Genomic DNA, 20,464 nt, shown 5'->3' on the forward strand with positions numbered 1-20,464 from the left:
TTTATTTTGAGTTTTTCGTTGCTTCCTTATACTTTTCAATTCCTCCAACAATCGGTAAAGTTAAAGTTGTTGAATTCGGATCAATAATCAATTTTGTTCCAGGTTCAGGTCTTATAGTGAATTCATTGTCACTAGAAAAAATCATTAATCCAATTTGTTGACCTTTTGGAATAATTTGATCGTCGGGCATTAGTTCAAATGAAACTTGATAAAATTCACCTTCTTTCAGTGCTTCGCCTTTGGTCAATGATTTGTGATTTTGTGGATCCGCCCAACCACGATTGATAATGTTATCGTTGATATCTGCACGTTTTTCATCATTCCAAGGCAAAGAAACCAACCAAACGGAAAGATTTGCAGCTGGTTTGTCACTTCCCAATCGAATGGAAACTTGAGGAACACCGGAAATACGAATGTCTTCTTTTAAAATTGGTGTGACAAAAAGTAATCTGTGTTTTGCATTTATGGAATCTATCAAATCTTCTCCTTTAATTGATGAATCGTCAATTAAGGTGTCCAATTCTTGTGGAGTAGGCATTTCAAATTGGAGTTTTCCAACTTCATTTTTATCATTTTGAATGTGTAAAACAAGATCTGAAGCTTCCATATCAGGATAACTAGGATAATAGGCTAGGTATTTATTGAGTACTCTTTCGATTAAAACTTCAGGTTGATTTTCTACGTTATTCTCAATTCCGTGTAAATACTTTGTAAACCAACTGTTCATCATGTGAAAAGGAGGTTCTCCACCATGTCCCTCTTGATGATAGTAGAGTCGCACGGGTAAACCTTTTTCTTTTGCAGCTTGATAAAATCTAAAGCTGTGTTCTGGCATCACGTTCCAATCATTAAAACCATGTGCCATTATCATTGCTGCCTTCATGCTGTCAATTTTGTTCAAATAATCGCGGCTAGGCCAAAATTCATTGTAATCCCCTGTAATTCTGTCTTGATTCTTTTTTAGAATTTCATCTCTTACTTTAGCATTATTCTGTTTACGTTTTGATTTTTCGCCACTGTTGATCATGTCGTAAAGTACATCCATGTCCTCACCTAAGTAACCCCCAGGCGACCTCACCAAACCATTGGATCGGTAATAAGGATAAAATGAAGTGACTGGTGCCACAGGAATAATTGCTTTTAATCCTTCGACTCCGGTCGTTGCTGCAGCAATACATAAAGTTCCGTTGTAAGAAGTTCCGGTCATTCCCACTTTCCCTGTACTCCAATAAGCGTGAATTTCTTCATTTCCTTTTCGTGTGGAAAATCCTTTTTCGCGACCACAAAGCCAATCTATTACTGCTTTTGGAGCGAGGGATTCGTTTTCTCCTCCTATAGTTGGTGCTCCATCAGAAAGTCCTGTTCCTGGTGAAGAAGAATATACCATAATATATCCTCTTGGAACCCAAGTTCTGTCCATTGAAGTTGAATAAAATGGTCTTTTCTTTCTGGTGTTAATGTTTCTACTTTTATGTGGTTTTCCAATTTCACCAATTTCATGGTCAACGTTCCACAGGTATTTTTTCCTCGAATTGGTTAGTAATGTCCAAATTCTTAATCCAAAATAAGGACTAGAATTATAAATCACTGGAAGTTGAAGCTTTTGACTGTCTGTTTGATATGGTCGGGTAACAAAAACATGCATTCTGTCTTTTTTGCCATCATTGTCCGAATCAAAGTCGGTTTCTACCCAAAGTTCTTCTTTGATCCATGCTTTTTCGTCTGAGAATTCAGGTACAACTTGTGCTGCTCCATCTCTAAAAATTGGACTTGCCGGCTTTTGATTTTTAGAATCTTGGTCTTGCGCCAAAACAAATGGAGATAAAACTAAAAAAAGAAAGGCTGTTGCAATGGTTTGTACTTTCATTTTCTGAAAATAACACTTTATATTTTTTTCGTGAATTTACAAGCTGTTTTTTTGAAATCATTATAGTCAAAATGAATAGTTGAAACAGTGTGTGTGAATTTTGTAATGATTTGAAAAGTAGTGATTAAAGAGGTTGGTAAAGTTTAAAATAATATAATATTAGGGTAATATTTAAAAAAAAGTAAATGCATTTATTTGCATAGTTCATTTGAAAATTAGAATTAACTATGGAGATATTGATAATGTATTTAGGGTTTTTCTTGGCTGCTTACTCCGTGGTTGGAAATGATACTATACAAACATTAGGAACTTTTTTAAGCTCAAATGAACGTAAAAAATGGTGGGTTTTATGGATTTTCGCAGGAGGAATTCTAGCTCTGACATTGATTTATGGTTACTTGGAGTACGATGGTGATGTTTCTTATGGCAGGTTGGTTAAATATCCTTTACCTGAACCTTTCGCATGGTATTATTTATTGCCTCCGATAGTTTTAATGCTCCTTACACGTACTGGAATTCCTGTGAGTACCTCATTTTTAATTCTTACTTTTTTCAATGAAAAGAATTTAACCAGTATGGTTTCAAAATCAATTTCTGGTTATTTGGTTGCATTTATAGCGGCAATTTTTTTATATTTAATTATCTCTAAGGTGGTTGAAAAGAAATTTGTTGAAAATCCAATCACCAGAAAACAGAGAAATATTTGGACCGTTTTACAATGGTTGTCGACAGGTTTTTTATGGTCACAATGGCTGATCCAAGATTTTGCTAATATTTATGTTTATTTACCTAGACAGTTAAATGTATGGGAACTCTTGGGTTCATTGGTGATTATATTAGTTCTATTGGCTTATATAATCAAATCAAAAGGAGGGGCAATTCAAAGTATTATTCGCTCCAAAACCAATACGGTTGATATCCGTTCTGCAACAATTATTGATTTTACCTATGGAGTGGTATTGTTCTACTTTAAAGAAATGAACAACGTACCGATGAGTACAACTTGGGTGTTTATAGGGATTTTAGCAGGTAGAGAAATTGCGTTAAACTTCGTGTTGCGTAAGAACGATGCGCGTAAGGATATGTTTAAAAGCTTAGGAATGGATTTACTCAAAGTTTTCATTGGGTTAATCGTAAGTATTGCGTTGGTTTATGGGGTGAAATTTATTGCGACTTCAATTTAATTAGGAATTAGATAAAATTTAATATTATGAAACATATTTTATTTCCAACAGACTTTTCAGAGATTTCTCTAAATGCTTTTGCTTATGCCATGGAATATGCTCAAAAGCTAGAAGCTACTTTAATTGTTTACCATGCCTACAATGAAAAAGCAATGGTAGATGAAAATATTAAGTCCGTTTACGATAAAATTGATATTGATAATTTTAGAAATAAAAAGGATAAATTTCCGCCTTTTCAAAAGCTGATTAAAGAAAGTGAAAAAGGTGATTTAAAGGTGAAATATATCGTTGATGAAGGTGTTTTCGTAGATTCATTGTTTCAATATGTCGCCAAACGAACTGAGAAAATTGAATTGATTATCATGGGAACTCGAAAAGGTGGAAAAAGTAGTCTTTTCAATATTTTCATGGAAACAAATACCATAAGAATTCTAGAAGAAATCGATAAACCTATAATTGCAGTTCCTGAAAAAGCAAAATTTGACGGAACAATTGACAATCTAATGTTTTTGATAGATTATAGAGATGAAGAGGTTAAGCCATTGGAAAAAATCACCAAAATTGCGAAAGAATTTGATGCGCAACTTCATGTGGTACACTTTGATTTAGCTCACGGTGAATCCATTTCTCCGTTGATGGATAACTTTAGAAAAAACTTAACTTTAAAACACAAGAACACTAAGTTTATCTCAATCGACACCATACATTTAAAGTCCTCACTCGTAGAATACTGTATGGAAAATAAAATTGATATTGTTTGTTTGTTGAACCAAGAACGTAACTTATATCAACGTTTATTTACTTATAGTTTAGCAGAAGATTTGATCAATCATATCGATATTCCGGTAATGGCGGTTTATAAGGAGTAAATTGCTTTACCAGTTTTCTAGATTGAATTCAACAACTACGCATTTTGAGTTTGTTGCTGAAATTTTATCACAATAAATTCTGCGGGTTTAGTTAAAGCAACGCCAACTTGAATTTTTATAATGCCATGTATTACATCCTGTGATGTCATTGTCGTTCCCAAACCAACTGCTACAAAAAAAGCTTCTTCTGACTTTGCACCTGCCAAAGCGCCTTGTCGCCACAAATTATTTAAGAAATTGCTAATCAATGATTTAGTGCTCGACCAAGTAGCCGCTGTATTGGGCATAAAAGCCAATTGCGTAAGTCCATTATTTATAGATTGCTCAATCATTATCATTGTACGTCTAATTGGAATATATTTCCACTCATAATTATTCCCGTCCAAAGTGCGTGCTCCCCAAACCAATGTTCCTTTTCCTGTAAACAAACGAATAGCACATATCGATCTTCCTGAAGTTGGAGCGTTTAATTCATTGTTTTGAGCTTGATCTATCACAACTGTAGGAGAATCCACAAAATTGAACGACCTATTTGCGGGCGCTTTCCAAACTCCTCTCTCCGAGTCAACTTTTGCGTAAATTCCTGCCATTGCAGCAGAAGGAGGTAAAATATTTTTTTTCTTTAAAATCGCCTCCATCAAGATGTTATATTCTGGAATTGAGGTAGAAAGAATATTGTGAATTTCTTCAGTTTTGGTCTGGTCTTCATTCTCTAAAACAGATGCTGATGAATTTGTCTCTGCTATTTTTTGTTTAATTTCATTAATCTGTGATTTACTCATAGAATTTTCGAAAATGCCAATCAAAGTTTGTATACTTTCAAGGTTTAAAGACTTAAAGTTTACTTCATCAATATCAATTATATTGGTGTTTAACCACGGGTAATAAGCCGCTCCATAACTGAATGAATTTGAAGAAACATTGTTCCTGAAGTTTTCTATTGGGTTAAAATTAGGGTCATCTAAGTTTTTATAGCCTTCATGAATATCTAAAATAGCGAACCTGTTTTTTTCTTGTCCACAATGCATCAACATATATTCTTGTATGCGATAACAGTCATTACTTTTAAACGCAACTGCGTCCGGAATGACCAAAATTGAGGATTCTTTTTCATTTTTTAGTTCATCAATACCTTCGGTAAAAGGTTTTATTGATTTGTAATGCATGCCTTTTCTTGTACCCGAATAAGTTCCCACAGAAACGATGTAGCAATTTCGTCCACCGTTCATAAAGAAAAGTTTAATTGAATCATAAAGAAGGAAGTAAGTGTCGGGATCTTCTTTAAGCGCATATGAAATTCCATTTAATGCGAAATCTTGTTCTTGAGGTGACGAAGCAACACTCAAACTATAGGTCCTTGAATAACCTGTTCCAAATATTTCTTCGAATTCTAAAAGCGATTCTATACGATAGGGGACATTAGTTAAATTCTTTCCATCAAGAATCACTTTTTCGGTAAATCCGATAAATGCTGGGATGGACGTCTCAACAGGAACAATTGCATTCGGAACCGGATTGATTTCTTCTATGTAAACTCCGGGCGTTTGATTTGGCATGACGACTAATTTTAGTCTTAAATATACACAGTTGAGAGAAGAAAAGCAATGTTAGGGGAGTCAAAAGTATAGTGATGGGTGTTTAATCAAATGAGATCTGGAAATCATTCTTAGATATTAAATGTTTCAATTTCAATGTTTTCCCTTCAAATAAGTTTCAGGAGTAAGCACCGCCAATTTACTTTTTGAAAAGTCCTTAAGGTTTCTAGTTAAAATTATTTTAATGTCCATATTTTCTTCAGCTGAAAAGTTTTTTAGGGCATCTTCGAAATCCTTGAATTCTGAATTGAGTGCATTTAAAACAACTTTCTTATCCATCTTTACAATGTCAATGATCTGCAGCAATTGCTTTAGTTTTTCAATTATATATTGATGTTTACCAGCTTTGCTAAGTAAATAATAAACATTCGCAATTATTACTGGAGTTGTGAATCCATTCAATTTGTTTTGCTCACAGAGATTTAAAATCTCGGCAGAAAATTCAACAAAAGGTTCTCGGTTAAAGAAAGAATCTAGAATTACATCTGTGTCAATTAATACGTTATCCATCTATAAATATTTTTCTTCGATTCGTTTTTTAAGCTCCTTTTTGTAATCCATGCCTTTTGGCATTTTAAATGAACCTTTCAATGATTCAACGATTGGACTAAGTTTTTTTACATCATCTTTTTTGTCCTCCATTGTGATCATTTTTAGATAATTCTCTATCAAATCAGATAAGCTGCGATTTTTTTCTTTCGCATAAATTTTAGCCTTCTCTATTATTTCTTGCTCAATTGTTAATGTCAATTTAGTATTCATAATAATTAGTTTAAAATATTTGAATAGCTAAGTTATGAAAATAAAATGTAATACGTGCTTTTTATTAGTGTTTTATACGTGTGATAGATTTGTTGTTAATCTTCAATTCCATATTCATTCTTCACCCAATTCAAATAGAAATCCTTCTCGCCAAAACTTCCTTTTGAGAACGGTTTAGCTTTAGGTGTTCTGTTATTAGAAACAGTCATTACAGTAGTGAAAATCAAATCATCTTTTTGTTCGTCGTAACATTCAGGACATAAATCGGTGATAAACCTTTCTGTTTTCTTTAGAAATAAAGTACTTTATTTTTGGGTTGATGGAATGATGTATTGATTTTTATTTTCAAGATTGTTCTTGATATTTGTTTCTTTCATTCTTTGAGGACTGTATGTTGCAGAAACTAATAAATAAGGAATTTCTTGACTTTCGGCAAACTTGATTATTTTAAATTCTTTTGTTGAAGGACTACTGCAATCGGGATTGTAAAAAACAATTAATAAATCTTTTTCAATGTTATCTAAAATTAAATGAATGTCTTCAGCGAATAGGAATTGAACTCGTTTGTTGGTATCAGGGTTCAAGAATAATTTTAAATCAAATGCATTTTTTTCTAATTCTGCTGTTGTGAATGTATTTTCGTCTTTTTTTGGTGTAAAATCTCTAAATTTATCTCCATCTGATAGATTGTAGGTGACACAGCTTGAAAATAGTATGAAAGCTAAAGTTGGAAGAAAAGCTAACCTAATTTTTAGAGTATTGGTTTTCATAGTTTTAATATTTGAATTTTCTAAGTTAAGAATTCCTACGTAATAAAAAAACGCTCAATTCATTCTAGCCTGATATGAAATTGATTCTGCATCAGTTAATCTTCGACCTTCTTCAAAACCTAAATAGTCGTCATTTCCATGTTTTTCCGACCAAAAACCAGTGAGAATTGTCTCATTTAGAAATTTGTAAACGACAACTCCTTTGAATATATGCGGTTTATTTTCAAGTTCGCCTTCGTATGAAAAGTTAATGGCTAATGTTTCGTTGTGATAAAATCCAACTCCAATTTGTGTTTGTTCACCGCCAATAACCCATTCTGCTGTCACTCTGTTTTCTCCTAATTTAATGAGATGTAAAAAACCATTGTATGGATTCTGTTCCTTGTTTTGATTCAAACCAATGATACTGTATGTTCCTTCAATCTCATCAATCGTAATCTCTGAGTTTGCAGAAGAGTTAGAAAATTCATAATTCAACTTTTGTCTCTTTTTAATCTCTTTTTGAATAATTTGAACTTCATATTCAGGAAGGAACTCCATGTTTTGTAATACTTTTTCAGAATTATCAAACCATTGATTGACTTGAGCTTTTGAGGATGATTCCATATGTTTTATTTGACCTTTGAATGAATAATAACTGTTTTTTATTCATTGTAAAACAATGATACTAAAATGAATTGATTTTTAATTATTCGACGAGGTATTTGTATTGATTTAGGCTTTTATGTAGTCATTGAGATTGGTCTAAATTTTTGATTCTATGGTTTGTTCCCATAAAAACAGCCCATATTCCAAATATAAGGAACATGGGCTTAGTATTAATTGTACCTGTATTTTTTGGTACATATTTTTCTGAATTGAGATTATTTGACCACAACTTTTACGGTGAACATTTTTCCAGTTGTACTATGAATATTGGCAATGTATATACCAGAAGACAATTTCGAAAGGTCTAGCTCTGCTCTTTTAGCATTAATCACCTTAATGATTATTCTTTGGCCCGAAAGTGACGAGATTGTAACATAATCAATTGGATCAGAAAATTGATTTTCATTGATTAAGTACAATTGAATCGTAGAAGAAGTAGGATTCGGAAAAGCAATAACTTCTACAGATTCGTTCTCATATTCTGGACTAATCATAATTTCTGTATTGTTTGTTGTAATGAAATCATTGTAGTCAAATTGAATATCAGCATCGTTGTTGATAACCTGAAAGGGAGCTAATCCTTTTTTAGAGCGAATTTGGAATTCAACATATCCGTTACTTCCTTCAGGATTTGAAGTAGAGTCTGGCAGTTCAATATTGTTGTTGATCCAGGTAACTTTTCCATTTACAACGGAAACAGAGAAAGGATGCGAAGAACCTGTTTTCTCAAATGTACTCCAATCCAAATGTTCTGAAAGTTGATCTTCAATTTGAACCCTTTGAGCGGCGTAATTACCTAAATTTTGGAATCGAATTTTGTAGACTAATATTTGATCATGTGTCGCTTCTGCTGAGAATCCAATTCGGTCAATTAAAACCAATTTGTCGTTAGGGTCAATAGATCCCACAACGATATCTGTCAATGAACGATTATTATTTGTGGTGTCGCATTCCATACCAGCGTATGTCAGTTGGGCATTAATTGTAATCAATTCGTCCAAATCGCTGTAAACATCCACTGAATCTTGTAATTCTAATGTTACATTAGACAAAGCAGGGATTCCAGTTATGTTGAAGGTATAAACTCTATTATCTTGATTTTCGACAACATAATCCCACTGGTTTCCTTTTAGAATTACGTTGTTGGATAGAGTAAGGTCTAAAGTCAAAGTTTCCGTTGCATAATAAGCTCCTTTGTTTTGGATGACAATATTAAAATCATTTGTTAAACCTCTTCTGAAAGCAGCTGCACCTAATTCTATATCAAATTCTGGCGCGTAACATGTAGGTTTGTTCCCAAAGTTATTTCCACAGTATTCTGTTTGAAGATTTTTGTCAACGACTAATTGATAACCTGTCAAAGGAGCTGTTGCTTCCCATGAATTTGAAATCACTTGTTCTAATGAATATGTTCCATCTTCTAGGTACATTTCGTATTCCCCGTTTTCGTTGGTGAAGACTTGAAAGTTGTTAGGACTCACAAGTAATTGTGCATTAGCTATACCTAATTCTAATGAATCTTGAACACCATTTTCATTTTCATCAAAATAAACAACACCACATACTTTTGAACCACAAGACTCTGTAATAATCAAAGTTTGATTAATCGTAGGGTTTGCAATGGTTGTTACTACACCTGAAGGCCAAAGTACAATTAAACTATCGATAGCAGTTGCATCTGAAATTCCAAATAAAACTTTTGAAGAGCTTTGACCTCCCATTGAAGAGCTCTGACTAGAAACGTTTTTAGTCTGCCATATGGAATTACCGTTGATTGTCGTTTTCACTTTTATAGTTGCACCTATTCCAAAACTGTTGGAATTACAACCACGTAAACGCAGGCTGATATGATTTGTACAGGCACCTTTTTCATTCACAAATAAGTCATTGGTGTTACTTCCCACATTGGCTACCAAAAGGTCATAATCACCATCGTTGTCGTAATCAGACCATGCCATACTGTATGAACTACTAGTTTCTTCTGTGATGGCGTTATCAATTTTTGTAAAAGTTTTGTCACCATTGTTTGAGAACAAAAAGTTTTTCTTGTTTTGATCATTAGAAACTACCAAATCTAAATCACCATCGTTGTCGTAATCGGCCCAAGCAGCACCATTTGAGTTGGAAACATTCGTCACAATTGATAAGTTGGTCAATTTAATGAAAGTGCCATTTCCTGTATTCTCATAGAAGAAATTTGGTTCAGTACTTCTTGAATTGCTTACAAATAAATCCAAATCGCCATCATTATCATAATCTCCCCAAGCACCACCAACAGAGTGACCGCCATCATTTGCAACGATGCTTGAAGTATCTACAACTAAAATACCGTTCTCATTTTTAAATAATTGGTTGTTTTCTCCATTTGTATTCGCAATGAATAAATCAGAATCGCCGTCTGTATCATAATCTGCCCATGATAGTCCAACAGCTGATGTAGCAGATAAACCAACAACGCTAGATTCGTCTACTGTAAATCCTCCGTTTCCATCACCGATGAATAGGTAGTTGAAATTAGTTGGGTGATAATCTGAAACAACTAAATCTAAGTTTCCGTCCTTGTTGTAATCTGCCCATGCAGAGAAGTGAGCATAAACAGGGTTGTCAATCAATGGACTGTTTTGTACGGAGGTAAAGTTCCCGTTTCCGTCGTTATGGTATAATCTGTTGGATGAATTTTGATTGTTTGCTACAAAAAGATCTAAATAACCGTCATTGTCATAATCTCCCCAATTTCCTGAAATACTAGCGCCTAAATCGGTTGCGATTGGACCAGTTGTTAATTTTGAAAACGTTCCATCACCATTGTTGTGATATAATATACTTGGTTCATCTACAGCATTTACAGGAATAAATAAATCATCAAATCCATCGTTGTCGTAATCGCCCCAGGATGCACTCCATGTATTATCAAAATCCAATTGAATTCCAGAAGTGTTGTCTTTCTCAAATTTTGAGTTCGGGTCAATTGCCAATGAAATAGTAGGAAGTGAGTCGCCACAAGCGTCTTTCCCATTGATTTTTACCAATAAATAATCTCCTGGTTGGAAAGAGTTACCTGTTTTTATTGTTGTTTTCAATCGGAAACGATTGTTGTTGATATCGGTGATTCCAGGAATTCCTGTAATTGGAAAAGAAGGATCGTAATCTGGAATTACAAAAGTATATACTGAATCATTTAACGCTGGATCTGCGATAGCTGTATAAATATTGTTGATGTTGTAAAGGAAAAATGAAGAGTCTTGAACAATACTGATTTTATCGGTTTGAGGTGTAGTCAATTCAATTGTTAGATCATAAACATTACCCATTTGAACACTTGAAATATCAAATTCTAAATTCATCAAAGGAACACAAGGGTCTTCCATTAATTCTGTAGCGATTCTTGTTTGAAAAGCAGCTTCATAAGGTTCAACATATAGGTCTAACGATTGCGAAGGACATACTACATTTTGCAAACTGGTTGGATAATTTGTGCAGTCGAAACCCGAAATAGCAGTAATTTGAACATCATCACAATTTAAAATTAGTCCATTGATCGTGAAATCTAAAGTAGATTTTCCTAATTGGTCACCCACTAAATAGAAACCATTTTGTTCTACTAGATCTTGACCTGTTGCATCATTCACTATAGAAGTGATGTTGAAATTGCTTGGTGAGTCCATATATATCCATGTATTTATAGCCTGTCCGCTTTTTGTATTTTTTAATTTGAAATCCCATGATACACTTTTTGAAATTGTGTTTTGGTAAGGATTGTCAGATTTCAACTGAATATTAGCTGGGTTATACTTGATTTTATCTGGATAATTAGCTGAAATTATCCCTGATGTTAAACCATCGATAGCTGCAGATTTTTGGTAATCAAAGGTCCAATTTACGTTTTCATATACGTTTTTTGGTGTGTTACAGTTAGGTGTTAAATCTATTTGAATATAACCATGAAATCCATCATCACTGTATTCTAATTGGTTACTCGTGTAATATTGATCAATGTTTAGGGTGATGGTATTTCCTGAAATGTTGTCTGCTACCACATTATTAACAGTTTGTGTAACATATGCATTGGTGTTTTTTGTACGGAATTGTACAATATTGGCTCCTGAGAAGGTATAATTACTTGGAATGTCAATGTATGTTTCTTTTAAATTCCCCCAAGATCTATACTCGAATGGAAACAGGTTTCCTCCTGCATAATTTGAACTTAAATTACCAATTGACAGACCAAAATATTGTCTAACACTCTTTGAACATGTTGTTGTATTAACATTGTTGTTCCAATCATTTCTGAAAGTGTATCCGATTATTGTCATGCGACCATTTCTAAAGTTACATGATTCTTGTTCGGCTGGAGTAGGAGAGGATACTTGACTTAAAAAGAAGTCGTTAAAGAATGTTGTTTCTTGTATCAAACCATTGATAGATTCTTCTACGCGATAGGAAAACTCTAAGTTTAAAATATCATTAGCGGCATAAGTATATCCTGTTAAATTTGAATTTAAGCTGGCAAGATTAGATGCACTCAAATCATATTTAAAAATACGAGAATAAGTTCCGTTCGTAATGATAGAAGGCGTAAGTCCTGTAACAGTATATTGATTTCCTGTACTTGAATCTAATATTGATAATTCTGCAGATACGAATGATAATACACTTCCATAGTCAATTGTTGAATTGTACTGTGCGTAAGCAAAATTTTCACTAGTAGACCCAATTGTTGCATTTGCAATTCCCATTATTGTGTCGCCTACCATCGCTCGATCTGCCCTTACTTTATTCATGTCTAAACTTCCTGAGTTGTCAGCAAGACCATTAATGTCATTGTCTGGTGAACCAAAATTAGTTCGTTTTAAATCAAAGCTGTTTACAGATAGTGTGTTACAGTTTCCTGAAGGACAATGTAGGTAGGTTGAAACTTCTTTGTTACATTCTAATGGTACCACATTCGTATTGTTACAAGTGGTATCGGCTACGTAAGAAACATCCATTGAAATATTTTTCCAACCAGATGTTCCACAAGTTCCTAAAATATTCAAAACGAATTCGCTTTGCACCATGTTGAATGGAGCAGGTGAATAAAATTTAGCAACTACAATTCCTGTATTGGCATCATAAGTAATTGAATTATCAGTCCATAATACGTTGTTACTTTTAAATTCTAAACTTTGATACACTAAGCCTTGGTCAAGTGTAAAAACCGCTTCGTAATGTGCTCCGGGTCCTTCCGGTAAATTATTTTGAAAACTAGAAACCAAAAATTTGTAGTCTTGTGATTGACCTGCGTCCAAGTCTAATGGTGTTTCTGTAAATATGTTTAAGTTTTGGCTATTTTCTTCTTGACCAACAATGTCCGTATCGTAGCTAACCGTGTTACATACATCTGTGTATTCTACTTCTGCTCTCCATCCTTTCACAGCGTCATTGTTACAAGTTTGAATAGCACATGGAATGGCATCCCAACTTACATAAACAACTTCACCTGGAGCGATAGCTGGAATGGTAAAAATTAATCTTCCTTTTGGGGCATTGCCTAAGCATGCATAAGTGGATGAACTTGTTGTAGCGATTGCATTCAAATTGCTCGGGTAAATTGGTGTTCCATTAATTCCAACACGATAATTCAACGTAGTTTCGTCAAAACGAGAGTAGATTGATTCGTCGTAATTTGTTCCCAATGACTTGAAAATGTCTATTTCAACTTGTGAAGCGACCCCACTTCCAGTGTTAGTCACAATCAATTCCTGTAAAAATGTATTTCCATTTCCGAAACAAGTTCCAAAAGAATCTGTTGCGGCTATGGTTAAATTAGGACTTTGAAAATCGACTGAAATGTTAGCATAGGTTGTAGAACTTGTTGAGATTAGAGGGGAAACACAACCGTAATGTACTTTTAAAGCAGAACTAATGGTTACATCTGTACAACTTATACCAGTAAGTGTTTCTTGAATCACTATCGATTCATTTTGATCTAAGAACGAATCTCCATTTCCGATTGTGCTGAAGTCCGCTCCAGAAAGATAAATGGTGTCGTTGATTAGGGTTCCAATATTAACACTGCTTAATGTTAAATCAGGGTTGTTGATGATATCTGTTATGTAAAGATGGTCTGTTTTTCCGTTTCCTCCATTGATAATGGTAATGTCTCTGGTTGTGGATGCACCACTAATAATACTTTGATTTGTTGGTGAAACATTAAGTATACTTAAAGCAGGTGCTAAGATGTTAAAACTACTGCTATTGATGGATTCAGAACCTCCTGTGTAGTTCACAGTTAATTCATGTCTGAATATTCCACCGTTATTTTGAAAAGTAACAGCTTCGTTTGTAGCTTGATACCCCAATTTAAAAATTAAAGTGTCACCAGGTTGTAGGTCGTTTGATTTAAAAATCAATTGGCTACTGTTAGAAACATCATAGGCGTAGAGGCCAAAATTGGATATCTCTGACAATGTGGGGGATGAATAAACAATTCCATCGGGTAATGCAAGAACATATTCAGGTGAAATCAAATTATTGGCTGTACCATTGCTGATGCTTATTGTTACGGTATCGATGTCTCCGCAAACTTCTATTTCTGGTGTATTCTCGAATGTAATGTCAATAGATTGAGCAGTGAGAACAAAACTAGTGATTAAGGATAATAGTACGAATAACGATTTCATATTTCTGTTTTTTTTAACAAGTAATTGAAAAGTCGTGCCATTAAATTAAATAATTGATTATTAGGTCGTTGTGAGTTGTGCGGTTTGCTATTTATTCCAAATTTTGGAAAGACATCCATAATTTGGATAAGCAATCTTTATTGAGCATAGATGTATAAATGAGTAAGGAAGAATGCTTATTTTTTACGTGAATTAATGTAGTATGTCATGCAACATAGGAGTTATAGCCAAAAAGATTTAATCTACACCTTGAATCCATTCATTCATGTAGTCTACAAATAACATTTGTTTCTTTTCAGGGTAGTCATTAAAAAAGGTTACGTAGTAACTCCAGTTTAACTTATGTGTATTTGAATTATCAATTTCAATTTCTCTAGAGTGGATAATACCGACTAAGTTTTGTTTTTCAAAAAGTAATACAATTCTAAATCCTGGCGAAGGGTCATCTATTGTATTCTCATAATTATAATACGATTCAAACCCATCATAATCTATTGCGTCATCATCTAGTTGAAATGATTCAATAAAACCTTCCCAATCTGAAAATTTACGACCGTTTTCTACCAAATTCTTCTGGAAAATGGTTTCAATTATTGTTTCGGGTTTTATATTATTCTTGTGGGTATAACCAAAGAGCATCGCAAAAGCAAAACCACCACCTCGCCCAGAACTAATTTCATGTGATTTGTGAACCATACCAATTGTATCGCTATCTGCCATGATTGGACTATTTTTCTTAATGGAGTCCATTCCAAATTCGGTATAGTCTATATCTGAATAAACGAGAACTTGATACCAATCATTTTCTGGCTTTGCTGCTACTTCAACCAATACGTTGTCATAAAGTTCAAAAAGAAGATCACCATTCGGGGAACTGCGAATATTTGCTGGCCCGTCTATTCTTTCGCCAATAATCAATTCTGTTTCATGATTATCAGATGCTACCGTGGTGGTGTTTTTGGATTCACTACTACAACTCCAAAGGGTGAAAAGAGAAAGTGTAAGAATTAAGTGTTTCATATTCAAATGTAGAGAAATTTTGGAGAATAGGAATCGGTGTTATTTCAATGCGTATAACTTATTATCAATATCAGCCATTAAAAATACTTTGCTAAACTTAATCGGTACGACGAAGATTTAGTTATTGGCATTTCGGTTTTTTTATTTCGTAAATAACTCCTGATTCCCCCTCAAAATTATAATCCTCCAAATACACTAGCCCAATTTTTTCAAGAACTCTTATTGATCCCACATTTTCAAGCATTGCACGTCCAACAATACGAGTGAATCCAATTTTATTAAATCCATAGTCAATGCAGGCTTTGGCGGCTTCACTTGCGATACCTTTATTCCAATGTTTTTTAAATAACCTAAATCCAATATCGTATTCATCTATTTCAGGAGTGTATTTGAGTCCGCACCAACCTATAAAAACATTTGATTCTTTGCCAATAACCGCCCATCTTCCGAAACCATATGTCTTGTAGTGGTCATAGTTTTCTATAAACTCTTTGGCTTCATCAATACTCGAAAATGGCTTGTCTCCAGTATATTTTATGTTGTCCCAATCCAAATTTAATTTATATACATTTTCTGCATCATTTGGTGTCATCTCTCTTAGATACAATCTATGGGTTTCTAGTATCTTTATTTTGTTTTTTTTATTTTAGATTACTGAATGTTAGTGTGTTGAAGAAAGGTAAAGACTCCTTGTCAAATATAATCGCGCTGGTGTTTTTGTTGTTATAAGCTTTTCCTTTTTACTATAAATGCCCGAATAATGTTTATTAGAAATAGTACCTGACTTAAGATTAATATCACTAAAATTATTGCAAGCCATTCGTTAATAGCCATGTTAGATTCATATTCCTCAAACTCATTGAATACACTGTAATCACTGTAGGTGGCAGGCTGACTAGTCAATTTATGAGTAAGTGCTATAATAATTATTAAACATATTGTTGTAAGTCCATAGTGTAGCCAGTTCAGCATTGAACTTAAGCTTCTACCAATTTTATAAATTCCCCATGAAATCAGGCTGAAAAGCACATATAATATGGCTATTGCAATTGTGATATGAACTTTAGCAATGACGAAGTATGTATTATGCATGGAAATATCAAGAGTGCCACTTATAAAAAAACTTGTCAATAATATTATTAATGCGGTCAATCGGTATGTCAATTCAATTCTAGGCATTTCAGTCATCTTCTTAATTACCTCCCACAATCGGCTTTCGATAAGTCTATTTCAAATCTGTGGTGTTTTCACCAAATATAACAATAATCTCATTTGAGAAACCAACATGGCTTTACTCGAATAAGGCATTTTGGAATATTAAGCAGCAGTTGGAAAAAGGTAAAGCTTCCCGAACTTCAAAAGTTATTGAATGAACAAAATACGTCCGAAATTATTAAGGAAAACCCAACGCACAACAGGAGATGTCCAACGTGTAAAAAAGGAAAATTAATCACTGTTCTGCTTTTTGATGGAAGAGGTCCACCAGAAAACTGGAGAAAAACTTTAAGTATCAATAAATCAACAGAATAAATGCACCTCGAACCACTACGTTACGCGGCAGGCCTCTATTAACGTAATGGAGAAGTTATGGCTTATAAGTAGTGAAATAAACATAAAAACAATGAAACATCTGAAATAGGAGGTGATTTTTACCATGATTACTATCAACCAACCAGCATAAGTGTGAAATAAAAACACATGATCAAAGACTAAATCAGCAAGTTAATCTTTCAAAAACAAGGTGTTAAATTGCTTTCCCCATACGTTCGGCAAGCTCAGTACAGGTGGGGAAATCCGGATCCGTCAACATGGTCTTCAGCGTTAGCCTATCGGCACGCCGAAGACTTAGTTATTGGCAGTAGTATTTATTTTTTTCCATTCTTGATTAAATCTTAAACCTGATAGTTTCCCATACAAGAAGTATAANGCAGTAGTATTTATTTTTTTCCATTCTTGATTAAATCTTAAACCTGATAGTTTCCCATACAAGAAGTATAAGCCATTTGTACTAATCTTTCCATAATCTTCAATATTTTTTTAATAGTTTCATCACGTAAATATATCCTAAAGTTGCAAAAAGGTTGGTCAGTACCACCAGCCATATAGTAATTACTTAGATTTTTTACTTGTACACAATTATTTCACATAACTCTTTAAAATCTTCTTCCTTAATCATATTTTCAGAAGTTCCTTTTTCTTTACTAAAATTATGATACTTAGCCAAGAATGATAATTATGCGTATTTATTTATAATTAATTCAAAAATTGGATACGTTCCGAAACCATCCACTTGTTCTAAATTAAGTTTGGGAAATTTGATATTTTCTTGTGGTTCCAGCACATTCAATAAATGACCTATATTCATAAACAAGCCTTTTTATAGACAAACCATTTTCTGAGTATATCTTTGGAATAGAATATAATTCTAAAATTGGTAATCTAAAGTTGTTGAATAACTCCCTAAATTAATAGGCATTTGAAATTTATTTAAAATAAGTAAATAGAATAATAAACCGAACGGTTTATTATTCTATATTTGCATCGCAATGGCAAGAAAAAAAGAATTTGACTACGAAGAGAAACTAGATGTAGCAATGCATCTGTTTTGGGAACAAGGTTACCATGTAACTTCACTTTCCGATCTTGAAAACCATATGAAGATGAATAGAAGCAGTATTTATCCCACTTATGGTGATAAAAAAGAACTATTGCTAAAATGTCTTAACCATTATCAAAAATCTAAGCTATCGGAATACCGAGCATTTCTAAATGATGGTAGTGGCAACGCACTTGACGATTTAGAGAAAATATTAAATCTGTCTGTAGCACAAAGTATTATTGATGATAAGGTTTGTTTAGCTGTTAAATTGATTTTTGAAATTGCACTAATTGACAAAGAGATCAATAAGATGCTCGTAGCAAATGAGAAAAAAATTAAAAATATATATGGGGAAATCATTGAAAGAGGTATGAAGCAAAATTTGGTAAAAGAGGATTTGGACAAGGAGACTACTGCTTTATTTTTTTCAAGTTCATCCACAACCCTGCTTAAAAATTATGTTTTGTACAGAAAAACAGCACAAGTTACCGCAATGATTAAGTTTCTTATTCAATTGATTAAAAAATAATTACAATATTAATAAATAAAAATATTTTTTTACCCTTTTTTAAACCGATCAGTTTGTTATGAAAATAAATTTAAACAAAAAAATTGCCTACATAGGATGTCTTGGTGTCATTGGAATTATCAGTACAGAATTTGGGATTATTGGTGTTTTACCTCAAATAGCCTCTCATTATAATATTAATATTAGTACAGCCGGATATCTACTCAGTGCATTTGCATTATTTATAGCTGTTACCGGACCTTTTACTGTATTATTTGCTTCTAAGTTCGATAAGAAAACAATAATGCTATGTGCTTTAGGATTATTCTTCATATCCAATTTTTTCTCTATGTTTAGTCCGCCATTTTGGCTTTTAATGATACTCAGAATATTGCCAACAATGCTTCATCCTGCATTTTTCTCAATGGCCATCGCAGCCGCTGTAAAAGGAACATCTCAAAATGATCAAATGAAATTAACCTCGATCATAATTGGAGGTATTGCACTTGCTCAAGTGACTCTAATTCCTTTGACAACATTTCTTGCCAGTATCTATGCATGGCAGATTACTTATGCGATCCAAGGATTTATTATATTGGTAACGATATTTATCATGCTTAGATATATTCCTTCGATGCCGAATGAACAACCTGCATCATTCAAAAATCAACTTTCTATTTTGATACAGCCAAGATTTATCTCGGGAACTCTCTTAAATTTATTGCTCATCACTGCATGGTTTTGTTCGTACAGTTATTTCGCAGATTATCTTGCAAAAGAAAAACACATGAGTGAGAAAGAAATAAGTCTGTTGTTATTGCTATTTGGAGCTATGGGTGTATTCTCAAATTACCTGGCTGGTAAGTTATTGGGTAAATATATGTTTTGGACAACCTTGACCTTTATTCTAGGAGTATTTATGGTACCATTAGCCTTCGCATATACTGGCGACACATTTTTTATCGTAGCAATTGTTACTAGTTTTTGGGGAATTATGTACGGCCCGTGTTTTCTGATTGGCGTGGGATATATGATTTCGGCAGCACCCAATGCAAAAGAGTTTGCAAACAGTTTACAGACCTCATCTGGAAATTTAGGAGTTTCATTAGGGACGGCTATCGGTGGTTTTTTTATTACGCAGTACAGTATATCTATTACGCCTTGGGTAGGTGTTGTTTTTGCGTTTTTAGCAATTGTAACGATAATTTGGAGAGCTTATCTGGATAGATTACATGAAAAAGAATCTCTATAACCAATTTTATATTTTGATTAAAGTTAAAGTTGAAAATGTCCCTTTAGATTCATTTTAGCAACCATTTCTTAAATGTAAATTGTATCACAAAAAATCTCGTTTCCAAAAGACTCTGTTACAATCAATTTTTCTTTGAAGTAATTATAAAATTAATTCAAACTGACATTTTCTAAATTGTAGGCATAATGCACCTCGGATTAATTTAGGATAAATGGGAAAAAAATTAATATGACATAAAGTCAATGTTTTGACAAAATATTTTTCTTTTCCATAACTCATTACCGCTAGTACTAAATGCAATGGAATAGTATTCTACTGTTATAATTAAAAGAGTATAACTATTTTTATCTAAACCCTATTTTAAATAAATAATAATAGGAAACATTGAGTCTAATTTTTGTTTCTCTTTAAGGAAATATTTGCTGTCTTTAGCGTAAAATTTATTTAATATATTTGACAACTTTGTTAAGCCTGAATCAGCATTTTTTGAGTTCTACGATTCGATATTTATTCTTTTCATCACAAGAAAAAATTAGACTTAGCAATATATATTTATTATTACGATTCTCATATTACTGCCAACGTTTACAGGTATGGCGTCGTTGCTCCCTTCCTGTCAAACCGTTACAAAGTTAGTTAATTGCACTAAACTACAACTTTGCACATACTTGTCAAAGTGGGGGGCGCAATGCGCTATTACCTGTTGTGTGTGCCCAGCATGGGCATCT

Annotated in this window: 15 protein-coding genes; 5 read left to right on the forward strand and 10 right to left on the reverse strand. The window is 33.4% G+C overall.

Annotation, left to right across the window (positions count from 1 at the left end; translation table 11 throughout):
* Window position 1 precedes the first annotated feature (1 nt).
* Window positions 2–1,867, reverse strand: coding sequence for a Xaa-Pro dipeptidyl-peptidase (locus C6368_RS08330; protein ID WP_107038727.1), 1,866 nt, complete (start codon window positions 1,865–1,867; stop codon window positions 2–4).
* A gap of 227 nt (window positions 1,868–2,094) precedes the next feature.
* Here C6368_RS08330 and C6368_RS08335 point away from each other — a divergent pair, with 227 nt between their 5' ends.
* Window positions 2,095–3,051, forward strand: coding sequence for a hypothetical protein (locus tag C6368_RS08335; RefSeq protein ID WP_107038728.1), 957 nt, complete (start codon window positions 2,095–2,097; stop codon window positions 3,049–3,051).
* Between the two features lie 26 nt (window positions 3,052–3,077).
* Window positions 3,078–3,920 carry a universal stress protein gene (locus C6368_RS08340; protein ID WP_107038729.1) on the forward strand — a complete coding sequence of 281 codons (843 nt, stop codon included), beginning with the start codon at window positions 3,078–3,080 and terminating at the stop codon, window positions 3,918–3,920.
* A 35-nt stretch (window positions 3,921–3,955) separates the two neighbouring features.
* On the opposite strand, the gene C6368_RS08345 is transcribed toward C6368_RS08340, so the two are convergent.
* From C6368_RS08345 to C6368_RS08380, 9 genes are all read right to left on the reverse strand, one after another.
* The gene (locus C6368_RS08345) at window positions 3,956–5,476 is read right to left on the reverse strand and encodes a phage tail sheath family protein (protein WP_107038730.1); all 1,521 of its coding nucleotides are present in this window, start codon (window positions 5,474–5,476) and stop codon (window positions 3,956–3,958) included.
* A gap of 132 nt (window positions 5,477–5,608) precedes the next feature.
* Window positions 5,609–6,025 (reverse strand): type II toxin-antitoxin system VapC family toxin, encoded by a 417-nt coding sequence (locus C6368_RS08350; protein WP_107038731.1) that lies wholly within the window; start codon window positions 6,023–6,025, stop codon window positions 5,609–5,611.
* Window positions 6,026–6,277: a DUF6364 family protein gene (locus C6368_RS08355; RefSeq protein WP_107038732.1), complete on the reverse strand. Its 252-nt coding sequence runs from the start codon at window positions 6,275–6,277 to the stop codon at window positions 6,026–6,028.
* A 95-nt stretch (window positions 6,278–6,372) separates the two neighbouring features.
* Complete coding sequence (locus C6368_RS17535) at window positions 6,373–6,504, reverse strand: hypothetical protein (protein ID WP_262494866.1); 132 nt, start codon at window positions 6,502–6,504, stop codon at window positions 6,373–6,375.
* A 78-nt stretch (window positions 6,505–6,582) separates the two neighbouring features.
* A complete protein-coding gene (locus tag C6368_RS08360; RefSeq protein ID WP_107038733.1) occupies window positions 6,583–7,047 on the reverse strand; it encodes a hypothetical protein in 465 nt (154 codons plus the stop codon).
* Window positions 7,048–7,101: 54 nt separating this feature from the next.
* On the reverse strand, window positions 7,102–7,653 hold the full coding sequence (locus C6368_RS08365; RefSeq protein WP_234369110.1) for a hypothetical protein: 552 nt from the start codon (window positions 7,651–7,653) through the stop codon (window positions 7,102–7,104).
* A gap of 257 nt (window positions 7,654–7,910) precedes the next feature.
* Window positions 7,911–14,357 (reverse strand): FG-GAP-like repeat-containing protein, encoded by a 6,447-nt coding sequence (locus C6368_RS08370; protein WP_107038734.1) that lies wholly within the window; start codon window positions 14,355–14,357, stop codon window positions 7,911–7,913.
* A 237-nt stretch (window positions 14,358–14,594) separates the two neighbouring features.
* The gene (locus C6368_RS08375; protein ID WP_107038735.1) at window positions 14,595–15,377 is read right to left on the reverse strand and encodes a hypothetical protein; all 783 of its coding nucleotides are present in this window, start codon (window positions 15,375–15,377) and stop codon (window positions 14,595–14,597) included.
* A gap of 121 nt (window positions 15,378–15,498) precedes the next feature.
* Window positions 15,499–15,984 carry a GNAT family N-acetyltransferase gene (locus tag C6368_RS08380; RefSeq protein WP_394336209.1) on the reverse strand — a complete coding sequence of 162 codons (486 nt, stop codon included), beginning with the start codon at window positions 15,982–15,984 and terminating at the stop codon, window positions 15,499–15,501.
* 665 nt (window positions 15,985–16,649) lie between these two features.
* Here C6368_RS08380 and C6368_RS08390 point away from each other — a divergent pair.
* The 3 genes from C6368_RS08390 (at window position 16,650) to C6368_RS08400 (ending at window position 19,736) form a co-directional block, all read left to right on the forward strand.
* Window positions 16,650–16,907, forward strand: coding sequence for a hypothetical protein (locus C6368_RS08390; RefSeq protein ID WP_107038738.1), 258 nt, complete (start codon window positions 16,650–16,652; stop codon window positions 16,905–16,907).
* 1,016 nt (window positions 16,908–17,923) lie between these two features.
* On the forward strand, window positions 17,924–18,505 hold the full coding sequence (locus C6368_RS08395) for a TetR/AcrR family transcriptional regulator (protein ID WP_107038739.1): 582 nt from the start codon (window positions 17,924–17,926) through the stop codon (window positions 18,503–18,505).
* A 58-nt stretch (window positions 18,506–18,563) separates the two neighbouring features.
* A complete protein-coding gene (locus tag C6368_RS08400) occupies window positions 18,564–19,736 on the forward strand; it encodes an MFS transporter (RefSeq protein ID WP_107038740.1) in 1,173 nt (390 codons plus the stop codon).
* The last annotated feature ends 728 nt before the right edge of the window (window positions 19,737–20,464 follow it).

Source organism: Brumimicrobium mesophilum, from assembly GCF_003025005.1.
Classification (GTDB): domain Bacteria; phylum Bacteroidota; class Bacteroidia; order Flavobacteriales_D; family Crocinitomicaceae; genus Brumimicrobium; species Brumimicrobium mesophilum.

Coding starts and splice junctions, on each gene's coding strand:
- C6368_RS08375 (WP_107038735.1), bottom strand. CDS start 15,377: ATGAAACACTTAATTCTTACACTTTCTCTTTTCACCCTTTGGAGTTGT.
- C6368_RS08355 (WP_107038732.1), bottom strand. CDS start 6,277: ATGAATACTAAATTGACATTAACAATTGAGCAAGAAATAATAGAGAAG.
- C6368_RS08400 (WP_107038740.1), top strand. CDS start 18,564: ATGAAAATAAATTTAAACAAAAAAATTGCCTACATAGGATGTCTTGGT.
- C6368_RS08370 (WP_107038734.1), bottom strand. CDS start 14,357: ATGAAATCGTTATTCGTACTATTATCCTTAATCACTAGTTTTGTTCTC.
- C6368_RS08350 (WP_107038731.1), bottom strand. CDS start 6,025: ATGGATAACGTATTAATTGACACAGATGTAATTCTAGATTCTTTCTTT.
- C6368_RS08345 (WP_107038730.1), bottom strand. CDS start 5,476: ATGCCAAATCAAACGCCCGGAGTTTACATAGAAGAAATCAATCCGGTT.
- C6368_RS08340 (WP_107038729.1), top strand. CDS start 3,078: ATGAAACATATTTTATTTCCAACAGACTTTTCAGAGATTTCTCTAAAT.
- C6368_RS08395 (WP_107038739.1), top strand. CDS start 17,924: ATGGCAAGAAAAAAAGAATTTGACTACGAAGAGAAACTAGATGTAGCA.
- C6368_RS08330 (WP_107038727.1), bottom strand. CDS start 1,867: ATGAAAGTACAAACCATTGCAACAGCCTTTCTTTTTTTAGTTTTATCT.
- C6368_RS08335 (WP_107038728.1), top strand. CDS start 2,095: ATGGAGATATTGATAATGTATTTAGGGTTTTTCTTGGCTGCTTACTCC.
- C6368_RS08365 (WP_234369110.1), bottom strand. CDS start 7,653: ATGGAATCATCCTCAAAAGCTCAAGTCAATCAATGGTTTGATAATTCT.
- C6368_RS08360 (WP_107038733.1), bottom strand. CDS start 7,047: ATGAAAACCAATACTCTAAAAATTAGGTTAGCTTTTCTTCCAACTTTA.